The sequence below is a fragment of the Bacteroides sp. genome, assembly GCF_029057325.1.
Lineage (GTDB): Bacteria > Bacteroidota > Bacteroidia > Bacteroidales > Bacteroidaceae > Bacteroides.
On the sequence record NZ_JAICZW010000104.1, the window covers coordinates 1 to 13235 of the forward strand.

Below are 13235 nucleotides of genomic sequence, written 5' to 3' on the forward strand. Positions count from 1 at the left end.
AATAATATTATTATGAAGTTTAACAAGTATTTTATGCTGGGTTTGGCCGGTTTGGCATTCGCGGCATGTAGTAATGACGAGAACATTGCACCCGACAACAGCGAAGAAGGGAACATGTACGTGTCTTTATCCTTAGGTAGTGCCAAAACCAGGTCATTAGGCAATGGTGCGGTAGGTAAATATAACACGGTTGAGAGTTTAAAATTTTTGTTCTACGATGGAGCGGGAAATTATGTGCCTTATGAAGTGGCTCAAGCACTACGCGATGAGGCTATAAAGGCTTTAGCAGGTACTACACACCAAGCAACTGTTAAGCTGGAAGGAGTTCCTTCTGTTGCCTCCATTTTGGTCATCATAGCTAATGAAAAAACAAGCAATCCAATAGGAAAAGGAACTTTAGCACAGGCAGAAGCAACTACCATCTATTTGAAGAATCAAGCACTAGCAAAAGAAGATTTTACAGATTTTTCAAATGAGAACTCAACCCTTACCGGTAAGGAGGTAATTACAGCTAATAACGATGGAACTTACAGCGCAAATATGACATTGGTACCGGTTACCGCACGCATGGAGGTACAAAACTTTATTGCAGTGCCTGCTCCAGCATCTTATTTAGGAGACGAAATTGAATCTTTTGAAATTGCAGGTATTTACATCAATGATTTCTATTATGAAGGAGCATTGGCAGCTCCGTTAGATTCTAATCGTAAGAAGGTTAACAATGGAAAAGGTGCAGATACCGATGGAGACGGAATTATAGATTCCCCACAGCATGCCTATACACAGGATAACTATGAAAAATATAATGCTGATGGTATCACTGGTGACTTTGCTTTCTTATGTGATGAGCCGACTTACGGCGAAGACGGCGACGCTGTAGCCAAAGCCGGTGCAGAGGGCGAACAAATAGATTACTTCTATGTTGGGGAAGACAATAAAGTCACTTCTGAAAAGAAGAATGTCATTTATAAAGTACAACCTGCCGTAGCAGGTAAATGGTGGGGATATACTATCTTTAGAGGAACTCCTCCTCACATGGTAATCAAAATGAATGTTAAATACAAAAATCAAGCCGCCCCCCTGACTAGATACATTACAATTCAAAAGTACACTAGAAAAGAGTCTTCGAATACAGACGGCTCAATAGCTTTGAATTCTGTCGATAGGGGTTTTGTTTATCGCATGAGTGACATCATATTCGATGCTTCAGACTTGACACTGACTCCATACGAAACCACCAAAACCGTAAATGCAATTGTTGATATCAAGGAATGGGAGGCAATAGATATTATTCCTAATTTCTAATTTTTTCTTACAAACGATTGATAGACATACATAGCCCCTAAAGGTGAGGATGCGCCAGCCGTCAACTATGGCGCATTCTCCCTTTCCAATCTCTTTATTTTGATTTACATAGATTTATACAACTACAGATAAACTACTTGCGATGAAACATTCAATCAAGACAATGCTTCTGACAACTGCCTTGCTCTGTGGCTTTTCGGGTTGCATCAAGGAAGACCGCTCCGAATGTAACCCCGGGGCGCTGCTGAAGTTTGATTACTCGCTTAACCCGGAGTACACCAACCTGTTCGGGGACGAAGTGGGTAAGGTGACCGTTTACGTGTTCGACGAGAACGGCCTTTACTACGACCGCTTCTCCGATGCGGGAAAGCACCTCACCAACGACTGGGAAATGAGACTGCCGCTTCCGCCGGGAAATTACACCACCGTAACATGGGGAGGCCCGCTGGGCACCATGTACCGCATTGGTGAGACCAATGCCGATGAAACGGCGTTTCAGAGCGAGTTGAAGAAAGGGGTTACACACATTAGCAACTTCATGCTCACTGCTGAAAACAACGGACAGCCTCTGGTGGAGCTGGATGCCCTTTACCACGGAAAGGCTGACGTGACCTCGGTCTATTGGCCCGAAGAGTCCACTACCGTTGACCTGATGAAAGATACCAAACTGCTCACCGTCACCGTCAAGGACAAGAGGGTGGGACAAAGCAAGGCGGATGCCGTAAGCGCACCCTACGAAATATATTGTACGGGCACCAACGCCCGCTACCTTGCCGACAACAGCTTCGGCAAGAAGGCGGAAACCATCACCAACCTCCCGTATAACACCTACACCACCCCCGGAAGAGCCATCTCGGAGCTTAATCTGATGCGCCTGACCATCGGCCGATCCTTCCGCTTAGTGGTGAAGGACAAAGAAGGCAAGATCGTCTTTGACAAAGATCTGGTGGAAACCATGCAAGCCACCGGACACTACAACACGCAGGAGGATTTCGACCGCGAACCAAGGTACGATGTTGTCATCAACATGGATGGAGACACCAACATCATTATTACCATTAACGGGTGGGAAGTGGTATATATCATACCAGGTTTATAAAACAAAGAAAGGTACTGACTCATGAAATACAGAATAAACTTTAACATCAGATATGCCCTGCCGATGCTGTTGCTCCTGTGGATGGCATTTGGTACCGGGTCGTGTGTCCGGGAGGATTTTGTCAATGATACCAAGGATGGAAATTACAGTTCAATGACCATCAAGGTGAAAACACCGAAACCGATTGCCACCGATCCAACAACTCGTGCTACTGTCTCTGAATTTGATGAAATCGGAGACATGAACATTATTATTGCCGATAAAGGAAGTATCAAAGACCGCATTTTTTTGGACTTTACTACAATTACAACCAGCGAGACACCGCTTAAAATTGAGGGAAAGTTTGGCGTGACTATTACTTCAAAGACATTAGATAACGGCTATCAGGAATTTGAACTCTATTTTGCGGAAGAGTATTGGACTGCCAATCCTGAAATACCCTTGAAGGACTGCCAATTCTATGCGGTAGCCAACTGGGGAAGCAAAATAGAAAGCACACTTGTATCACAACTGAGAAACTTGAGAACTGAAGATGAAGTACGCACCGCTGCCGATGGTGACCATAGCTTTGTTCCTACCCCCAATGCCATGTTTGGAGAAATCGCCAAAGAATGGACCACTCCTATTGTTGACAAACCGGGAGAAGTGTGCCGTAACCTGCAAATAGAATTGAAACGCACCGCAGCCATGATTACGCTCGCAATGGACGGAACAGACTTAAATAAGGGTGTAGTCATCGAATTGATCGATGTAACACTACACAATGTGCCCACAGGATGTACTCTTGGTAAGAGTAATAAAGTGGCTGATGATAGTGCCCCATTAACACCGCTCCCCGATCTCATTATGCCTTTGGGAGAACGAAAAGGTGGTGGTGTCGTGGCTCAAGGAAAACGTCTGACCGGTTCTGAAACATTAGACTGGACGAACTTTAATGAAAGCGATGGATATGCATCCACGATAGGCAAGCATTATACCAACCCTGATGACTCTAATAGTAGAGAAGGCATTGAATATACTGACCCAACCGTGCAACCCTTCTTCCTCTTTGAAAACATGCATAAAGCAGAATTTGGCGCTTCAGGTGTTAACGCAGACAATCAATGGGAAAAGCGCCCTGCCGGAGTTGGAAATAGCATTGATGCGATAGCACAAAACACAAGTACATGTTCTTACATAGAAGTCAATGCTTCATACACTCTATATGAAGAGGATGCAGATAATACAAACATGGGAAAAGTAAAGGAGCGGGGTACCGCTACTTGGAGATTTTTCCTCGGGGGCAATGAATACAACGACTTCGATGTGAAGCGTAATACCTACTACAGACTGACACTCAAACTCTCAAATACCGGAGTTGGTGAAAAAGATTATTCATGGAGAGTAGATTCGGAAACAAAGCCCGCCCAAGTTGTCGGCGATGCTAACATGGTAGTTGGCGGTGGTGGTGAGATGTTCTGTGTGGAGCTTACGGATTTTAATTTTAATAAATTGAAGTTGGTAGATGTAGACCCGAATAATCCTGCTGATTTTGTATACATATATGCAAAGAATGGTGGTAAGCTTGACTGGTATAGTGTGAACACATATAAAGGAGCTGGAGACTTTGAAACCATTGACAATAAACAAATATGGTTTTATGTGCAACCACTTCTACCAGAAGACTATGCTTATGAACAAGGAAATGAGCGAAGTTGTACAATCCGATTTGAAGAACAGAACCATACAGAGAGGGCTGTAGTTAGTTTCACGCAATATAGGCCTGTCGCTTTCTCTATCACGCCTCAGGACTTAGAAAACTACCCCAACGATCCAGATTTAATGGCCGCCCATGATATTGTAAAAACATACTACAACCATGAGGTAAATGAAGCGAATGGGGAGTTCAAGTTCTATGCCGACCGTGTGGATAGAGGTCCAATGCAGTGGGGATTCGATGGGACAATACTTGACAAGAACCAAAATACAGGATTTGAGAACGTGTACCATCTCATTAAGCCATTGGATGAAAACATGCAACCGACTTGCTCGCTCCATATAGAACGTGCCGAAGAATACCTGCCCACAGGAAAAGGGACGAAGGAGGGAAACCACATCAACTACGATAAGGGTAGTTGCATGATGCATGCGGCTATGGAAAATTACTTCCAGCAATACTATCCCAAACCAGCATCTGATATAACTCCCAGCAAACTAGTAGGAGTAACTTTAGGCCAAGTCTATCGCCCCGGTTCAGAAGATGACCCCACTCCTACAGATAAGCGTTACTCTTGGTGTGTACCCTCCATCGTAGGATGGCAATTGGTCGAAAAACTTGATAGATTCTACAAAAGATATAACATTGAAGATCGTGGCTTTGATAAAAAATACCCCATTACCAAATGGACTTCTTATTGGACATCAAATGCTGCTACGGCAGATTTGATAGAAATGTATCCTGACTTAACTCCTGCAATTGATGGCAAGAATCGTTCGTTTGTTTATCAGTTTGACATGGACTTAGATGACTACAAATTTGACTGGGCAAGTGTAGGTAATATGCCAACACCATATTATCCGGCATATCTACTTATGCAAAGAACAGCAATGTTGAAATATCGATTGTTCAACATCAGGCCAGATAGCAGTAATTAATGATTGTCATAAACAAGTACAGCGGCCGGCTTAGCCCTCTCCAACGGGCTATGTCGGCCGCTTGTTTTTTTCCTGAATAGAAGAAACGGCCTACGCCTCTGTCATGGTAGCGAGACGAGGCATCGGCCGTTGAAACATCAGACATTTGCGTCTAAACCATTAGTCATAGAGACCTTCCTCCGGGCAAGAGCAACCTATTTGAACAATTTCTCGATTTCTTCCTCCCGGATAGTGGCCAATATCGTTTTTCCATCGGGCGTATAATTGGGAGAAGGACAGGCAAAGAGGCTGTCCACCAGATTTGACATCTCCTCGTTGCTCAATACTTGCCCATAGACAATGGCAGCGGCACGTGCCAGTGTCAATGCCAATATGTGCCGCACCTCTTCTTTCACATCGCCCCCCTTCTCCATAGCGGTACTCACCATGCTATGAATCAAATCTACCGGATTCAAGCCCTCGATGCCTGAAGGTATGCCGTTGATGGCATAGCTGCCACCACCCAACGGACTCAGGTCGAAGCCTACCGCCGACAAATCGTCCAGAATGCTTTCCAGCATAGCGGCTTCGGAAGCCGGCAACTGAATCATTTCAGGAAACAACATCCCTTGCGAGACTCCTTGTTTCCGGCTAATCTGGCTCATATAACGGTCGAACAGAACCCGGACATGCGCCCGCTGCTGGTCTATCAGCATCAGTCCCGACTTGACGGAGGTCAGGATAAAACGCCCCTTGAACTGAAGATGTTGCGCCCCCTTCTCCATCTTGCCCTCATTGCCATACAGCGAAACGGAAGTTTCGGCGGCAACGGTCTCCTGAGGAGCCGCATCGGCAGCCTCCTTGTTGAAAGCCGCATCGGCCGCTTCCTCTTCGGGAAACAGCTCTTCCGCCATCGGTTCGTTCATCCGGCTAGCCTTCTCCAGACCGGAATAGAGTCCCTCCCACTCCACTTTCGGACGTGAATAACTTCCCCCTTCTCCGTAGGAAGATGCGGAAGCACTCTTGAAAGGGTTAAAGTCCGCATTGTAGTGCACCTGCGGCGGTTCTATGGGGTGTACCTGCTCGAATGCGGGGATATCAGGCATATCCTCCGTATCAAAGTCAATGGTAGGAATGGCGCTGAACTTGCCTAAGGACTCCTTCACCGCCGCCGACAAAATCTGCCAGATGGCCTGTTCGTTCTCGAACTTGATTTCCGTCTTCGTGGGATGGATATTCACATCAATGTTAGCGGGATTTATGTCGAAATAGATGAAATAGGTGATTTGCTCACCGGCAGGAATCAGCTGCTCGTACGCATCCATCACCGCCTTATGGAAATAAGGGTGGCGCATATACCGCCCGTTCACAAAGAAATACTGATGGGCACCCTTCTTGCGCGATGTCTCAGGCTTGGCTACGAAACCGGAGATCTTGACCATCGTTGTATTGACATTCACCGAAAGCAACTGCTGGTTCAGTTTCTTTCCGAACACCGCCAAAACCCGCTGCCGCAAGGGCACGACCGGCAGATTGAACAATTCCGTATCGTTGCTGTACAGATAGAAAGCCACTTCGGGATGCACCAATGCGATGCGCTCAAACTCCGCAAGGATGTTGCTCAACTCCGTAGAATTGGCCTTCAAAAACTTACGCCGGGCAGGGATATTAAAAAACAGGTTTTTGATGGAAAAGTTACTTCCCTTAGGACAAGACACAACCTCTTGGCTCTCGACCTTGGAACCGGCAATCAGCAACCGGGTGCCTAATTCTTCGTTCGCCGGACGTGTCTTCAGTTCCACCTCCGCCACCGCAGCGATGGAGGCCAACGCTTCACCGCGGAACCCCATTGTCCGCAAGGCAAACAAGTCGGAGGCCTCGCGTATCTTCGAAGTTGCATGACGCTCAAAAGAGAGGCGCGCATCGGTCTCGGACATACCTTTACCATCATCAATCACCTGGATGCAGGTCTTTCCTGCATCGGTAATCAGTACATGAATCTCCTGTGCTTCGGCATCAATCGCATTTTCCACCAACTCTTTCACAACAGATGCCGGACGTTGAATCACCTCTCCGGCAGCAATCTGATTGGCGACCGAATCGGGCAACAAATGAATGATATCGCTCATAGTTCCTTTTTTTAAGGGAGTTAGAAGGAGTCAAAGGGAGTTATTGCCCGCGATGCGGGCAGAAGTTAAAAGCCGGTACTTAGACTTTGTACAAACCAAAGCTATCGGCCTCCAGCTCCTTTTAACTCCTTCGAACTCCCATTACAAAATTAAATGATTCCATTGCTAATCGCATACCACAGATAGGCCAGCACCGCAATAGCGACTAAGATTATTCCCAGATGCATCGGCTGGCGGCCGCTCTCCTTGCGGCGTCTCAAATGAGTGGTGCCTTCGATGAACTTGCCCCGGATGTCTTCGGGAGAGAACTCTTTCTCGGGCAACATGCCCAGCTCACGCTTGGCGCTCTCCTCCATCTTGGCCAACCGTTCTTTCCGTTCATCCACATAGATGTAGGGATGATTGAAGCCACGAGGCTTCCGCATTGTAAACATTCCCATATAGCACTATTTATTAGTTCGTTTGATGTGCATATCCCGCGGTGATACCACCGGTTTGCGGTCACTCTTCTTCAACACTTCACCCGCCTTCTTGCCGCGCCACTCAAAAATATCCTCCTTGTTGAGCGGACGAATATAGTCGAACCAGGCAAAAGAGGGTAACTTGCTCTTCTCCGCCGGGATTTGGTCTAACGGATAGGCGGTGCCATTGGTCTTTCCCACAAAAACACCCCGTTCCATTTTCCGTTCCTTCAGATACATCTTCAAGAGCCCACCTTCCGAATAGTTCATCATTATCAGCGAGCTGTCCTTCTCTTCCACCGGATAATAGACCACCAGCACGTTGCCGTTCACCTCTATCAGGCGCATGTCTCCGTCAATGAAGAATGCCTTCATCTCCTTGCCGGAGACTTGGTTATAGTGAGCGCTGTCGTACCTTTCTACCGTCAGCGCCTGGTTGATGATGTGTGCCCAGTCAATGGTGCTGTCATTCATATAGACTTTGATTTCTTCACCTAACAGCTGTTGTTCGCCATGCCACAAGACCGGATCGGTGTACATCGTCAGACAAGAATCTTTGGAGTTGTACACCAACGAGTCGCACACCGCCTGCACGTCCGTACGATAGGCACGCACCTTGTGATAGGCACGCATTTCACGATAGACGGAATCGGTATTCAGGTTATAAGTGACCAGTCTCAAGGTATCGGCGTGCATAAACAAGCTGTCGCCCTGAGAGTAGTCAACAGCCACCGCCCGCTTGGTGGCCACGGCATTGCCAGTCAGCTCGTTGTAGAAGCAGTAATCGCCGGTCAGCATGTTCCGGTTGACCGTATCGTTCATCTGGACATGGTCGAAAGCCTCGCCATAGCCCAACTTGCGATCATAAAAAAGGCTGTCGCCGGTCAGTTTCCGGCCTGCATTCGTCAGCACGGAACGGTCGAGCAGCTCCGCCTGTTCGGTCGTGGTATTGTATTCGCCGCGTTCAGAATAAATGTGGTTCTGGTCGCTCACGATGTCGGAAGGTCCTAAGATAGTAGCTACCTTGGTTATCGTGCTATACTTCAATGTATCTGAAGTCAACACAAACTTCGGATTCACCAATTTCACATGATGATTGAATACCGCCAATTTGGTGGTCGGGCTGTACTCCCCCCATTCGGAAGTCAGCACATTCTCTTCGTCAGTCAGCGTACCTCCTTCAAAATAATAGCCCAAATTGTACAGACGGTCATAATTCAAGCTATCGGTGGTCAACTCCGTATGACGGTTTATCATGCGTACATTCTCACGCAGCATCGCCAACTGCGACATTCCGTCATAGTAAAGATAATCGCCATAGATGAACAAAGTATCTCCCTGCTCCATCCTCACATTGCCAAATGCCTCCACGGAATTGATCTTCTCGAAAATCAAGGCACTGTCGCAAAACATATACATGCTGTCGTGCCTCAGTTTCACGGAACCGATAAGCACCTGTACATCCGGACGCAACTGCTTGTCTGCCTGCGCCTCGTCCGCATACAGCAAATCGACACGGGTTTTCTTCTTTTCGGGCGCCTCTGTCTTTTTATCTTGGGCACTCAGCAGGCAGATACCAAACAAGCATAGAATACCCCCTAAGAGATATCTATGCTTGTTCAGAAAATGATTTCCTGTATTCTTCTTTCGCATACGAATCTATGTAAATCACTATGATTCAGTCTTTAATCCAACCCGGATACTTGAATGCGCAATTACCCTTCCAACTATCCTTGATACGGACGTATGTGTGTTTCTGCTTTTCGCGAATCCATTTATCCAGCACTTCGTCGCGACGCTTTTCGAGTACAATCTCTTTCAGATTCTGATAGTCATCGGAGATAGTGGCCTTATGTCCGTTGATACGGCTCTTCAGTTTCACAATCACACACTCTTCCTTGCCCGTCTTCTGTGGAATCATCGTAAAGGCTTCCGAAATCTCACCCACTTTCATCTTATCTACCACTTTGGCAATCTCAGGAGGAAGCTCCTGCATCTCGAACTTGGATGTATTGGTATTCGGATTGGGTAACAAACCATGGTTATTGCGCGTGTCCTTGTCCTGCGACAATACGGCAGCCGCCTCTTCAAACGAAAACTTATTGTTGCGGATGTCATCGGCTATAGAATCCAGACGGGCACAGCCTGCCATCAACGCCTCTTCGGGGATATGGGGCTTCAACAAGATGTGGCGGGTCTTGATGCGGTCACCGCGCTTCTCTATCAACTGGATGATGTGGAAGCCATACTCCGACTCCACGATTTTAGAGACCTTGCTGGGATCTTGCAGGTTGAAAGCCACATTCGCGTAGGCAGGGTCCAGCATACCACGTCCGGAGAAGTCGATTTCCCCGCCTCGGATAGCGGAGCCACGGTCTTCCGAATAGAGGCGGGCCAACATGGAGAAACTTTCGCCCTTGTTGACACGGTCGGTATATTCGCGCAAACGGCGTTTCACCTCTTCAATCTCTTCCAAAGGAACCTTGGGCTGCTGCGTGATAATCTGCACCTCTACCTGTGTGGGGATGTAGGGAATACTGTCTTGTGGCAGGTCTTTGAAGTAACGACGCACTTCGGCAGGTGTCACTTTGATTTCACCCACCAACTTCTGCTGCATTTTCTGCACCTTCAGTCCCTCACGCGCATTCTCACGCAACGTCTCGCGAATCTGACTGGAAGTCTTGTTGAAGTACTCCTCCATCTTCTCACGCGAACCGATGTTGGCAATGTACATATTGGTCATGAAATCCACCTTCTGGATAACCTCGCTCTCTGAAACCTCGATACTATCGAGTGCCGCCTGATGAAGATAGAGCTTCTGCACGGCTATCTCCTCGGGAATCGCACAACGGGGGTCGCGATCAAACTTGCGGCCATCGTACAACGCGCTCATGTACGCCTCCTCCACCTCGGACTTCAGTATGGCCTCATCACCTACTACCCAAACGACTTCATCAATCACATTGTTCTGTCCATAGGCAGACGAACCGGCCAATAGTGTCAAGGCTACTAAAATTGCAAACTTAAAGTTCATACACTTTTTCATTCTTGGTGTCTTATTCTAAATAATACTTAATCTTATCTCTTCTCACCGCACGCTGGTACAGGTCATCCTTCACCTGATTCATGAATTCCACACGCCTCATATTCAGCAGCATGTCTTTCACGTGTACCCGTGCTGACTCGTAAGGTTCCGGCTCTCCGATCGAACGATAATCGCTCACATTCAGGAAATAATAGAAAGCCGTGTCTTTCAGCTCCACATGCCTATTCTTGTTCAAATACTCCTCCACGTGGGGCACTTTCAACGGCAACATATTCAAGACATCCGATGCCGGAATCCACTTGTCATAAAAATACTCATACTTCACGGCGTTCTGCAGACTATACTTTTCCAGATGTTCCACTGCATCCTGCGTTTCCGTCTTATACCAGCGACGAACATTCGCCAATTGTGAAGCGCTCAAAGGAACTTTAATAAACAAGCCCTTCATCAATGGACGTTCCACCTTGAAAAGAGCCTGGTTCTTTCCAAAATAATCGACCAGCTCCTGTTCCGAAATCTCCTCTGACAACTGTTGATGTATCAAAGCCTGCTGATAGGTATGCATAATCAGCATCTTACGATAATTCTCCACAAGTTTATCTATTTCCTTGTCATTGGGAATGTTGTTTTGCGCCTTGTCATACAACAAAACATCCTCCACCCAATTGCGGATGTAGTGTTCCGCAAACAACAGGCTGTCGTCTTTGGACAGGTTGGCAGGAAGCACCGATTGCAAATCTTCCTTATAAAGGAAATTACCGTCCAACTCCACTAACGGAGTCCGTCCTTCGTGGTCGTGTTGCTCGCTACACGCCACACAAAGCAGGAATATGAAAAGTCCAAAGCAGGTTGCACGCATTGTCAATTGATATTTACTTGTTTTTAAGGTACGAAGATAGTGTTTTAATCGGTTGCGTCAGTGATTATTAACGGTTTTTAAAACCTCTTGGTCAATTTCAACCTTACCGGTAGCACGCAGCCTTGTCATCCAACGTCGTTCCAGCTCTTGCCGATAAGCAGCCGTCAACGGTTCACGCACCTCCGTCCAACAATCCGGCCCTTTCCGCTTGCTGCCTTGAACTGCGGTAAAAGGAAATGACAATATCGGGGCTACGGCGGTTCTGCCGATCTTGAATACCAGCTTGTCCACATACCCATTATCACCAGGAGCAAACACGCCCTGCTCCGCCTGTATCTGAGGAGAGCCTCCCGCATTGAACGTCAAGCGGATGGCATCCATCCACTCCGCTTCGGGAATCTGCTTCAGAAACTTCCGCGCCTGCTTTACCACCCGCTTGGTAGCACCATGTAGCACAATACCTTTGTAACGAGGTTCGTCCCAATAATAATCCGAACGATGCGTTTCGAAATAGGCTTTTAGCTCCGCCTCATCCGTCAGTCCCTGCTCAATCTCACGGTTCACCACTTCGACAAGCAGCACGCTGTCGCGATGTGCCTGCATCAGCGTCCGGAACTCCGGATATTTCTCCTCCAATCGTCCATCCTCATAATCCAAAACGGTTTTGGCAATAAACCCTTCCAACTGCCTACGGACTCCTGCCGGATAGGCAGCTGCAAAACGAGCAAAGCTATTCCCATCGTACTTTTTTCCATTCAACGTAAACAGCACACGCCCCGTATTGCCTTTGGTCAGCAGTTCGTGAACACCTGCTTTATTTGGTACATAGCGGTACTCCTTTTTCAGCTTTTCCACCAATGCCCGCGTACCTTCATTCACCTCATGACGGCGGTTGTGCCGACGCGTAATCTCATCTTTCACCTCTTCAAAAGAAGGCAGCTCCCTCCTTTCGAGCACCTTCACGATATGAATTCCTTCGGGAGTGAAGAACGGACGGGAAATTTCTCCAACCTGCAAACCGAACACCACCTCTTCAAGTTCCACCGGCATTTGCAATCGGCTTTTCCAAAGCGCCTTCTTCTCGTCCGAAAAGCGTTCCACACAAGCATCGAAAAAGTCCGCGTTGGCAGCTCTCCTGACAAGTGCGTTATAGATGGAGTCCATCCGGACCTCCGCCTCATGCAAGGCCCGCTTTGTAATGTTCTGAGGCAGATAGAAAAAAATATGCTTGATGCGTACACTCCCCGCATATCGGGCGGATTTCATCTTGTCGTAATAACTTTGCGCCGCATGCTCCACAGCCTTCTTGTCCATCAAATAGTTTTTCGCCAAGCGGCGACGATAGGTATTCTGTTCTTCTAAAAAAAGGCGGAAAGTATCCAAACCGGCAGTCTCGGCAGCCGCTATTTTCAATTTGATATCGGCAAAGCGATTCGCATACACATCCAATTGCCTTGAACCTGCCTCACCAGAGGGGTTACTTTTATTATAAAAATACTCAAACTCCGAACGAGGCACCTCTTTCCCATTAACCCGCATCACTATCGGGTCGTGTTGAGCCCAAACGGTTCCTCCGAATCCCCAAAAGAGAAGTATCAAGAATAATCTAATCATAAACACGGTCCGTTCTTTATACATAAACGCCTGCAAATATAAATAAAATGTCCGGAAAGCAACACCCTCTTTCCGGACATTCATTTTATTTCCAGGAACCCAGAACAGG

General features: G+C 47.2%; 9 protein-coding genes. 3 read left to right on the forward strand and 6 right to left on the reverse strand.

Annotation, left to right across the window (positions count from 1 at the left end; translation table 11 throughout):
- From K2G43_RS06580 to K2G43_RS06590, 3 genes are all read left to right on the forward strand, one after another.
- Nucleotides 1-1305 (forward strand): hypothetical protein (locus K2G43_RS06580; protein WP_300153654.1); only part of this gene is annotated, 1305 nt, incomplete at its 5' end.
- A 142-nt stretch (nt 1306-1447) separates the two neighbouring features.
- Nucleotides 1448-2404 (forward strand): FimB/Mfa2 family fimbrial subunit, encoded by a 957-nt coding sequence (locus tag K2G43_RS06585; RefSeq protein ID WP_300153656.1) that lies wholly within the window; start codon nt 1448-1450, stop codon nt 2402-2404.
- A gap of 21 nt (nt 2405-2425) precedes the next feature.
- Entirely contained in the window at nt 2426-5038 is a 2613-nt protein-coding gene (locus tag K2G43_RS06590) for a hypothetical protein (protein ID WP_300153658.1), read from the forward strand.
- 194 nt (nt 5039-5232) lie between these two features.
- Here K2G43_RS06590 and mutL read toward each other — a convergent pair whose 3' ends face one another.
- The 6 genes from mutL to K2G43_RS06620 all read right to left on the reverse strand — a co-directional run bounded on the left by mutL (nt 5233) and on the right by K2G43_RS06620 (nt 13126).
- On the reverse strand, nt 5233-7146 hold the full coding sequence (mutL, locus tag K2G43_RS06595; protein ID WP_297642839.1) for a DNA mismatch repair endonuclease MutL: 1914 nt from the start codon (nt 7144-7146) through the stop codon (nt 5233-5235).
- 149 nt (nt 7147-7295) lie between these two features.
- Nucleotides 7296-7586, reverse strand: coding sequence for a hypothetical protein (locus tag K2G43_RS06600; RefSeq protein WP_297642841.1), 291 nt, complete (start codon nt 7584-7586; stop codon nt 7296-7298).
- Nucleotides 7587-7592: 6 nt separating this feature from the next.
- On the reverse strand, nt 7593-9260 hold the full coding sequence (locus K2G43_RS06605) for an OstA-like protein (RefSeq protein WP_297642843.1): 1668 nt from the start codon (nt 9258-9260) through the stop codon (nt 7593-7595).
- A gap of 25 nt (nt 9261-9285) precedes the next feature.
- Nucleotides 9286-10653, reverse strand: a complete 1368-nt coding sequence (locus K2G43_RS06610) for a peptidylprolyl isomerase (RefSeq protein ID WP_297642844.1) — start codon at nt 10651-10653, stop codon at nt 9286-9288.
- Nucleotides 10654-10663: 10 nt separating this feature from the next.
- Nucleotides 10664-11512 carry a peptidylprolyl isomerase gene (locus K2G43_RS06615; RefSeq protein ID WP_297642846.1) on the reverse strand — a complete coding sequence of 283 codons (849 nt, stop codon included), beginning with the start codon at nt 11510-11512 and terminating at the stop codon, nt 10664-10666.
- Between the two features lie 57 nt (nt 11513-11569).
- Nucleotides 11570-13126, reverse strand: coding sequence for a peptidyl-prolyl cis-trans isomerase (locus K2G43_RS06620; protein WP_300153663.1), 1557 nt, complete (start codon nt 13124-13126; stop codon nt 11570-11572).
- Nucleotides 13127-13235 lie beyond the last annotated feature (109 nt).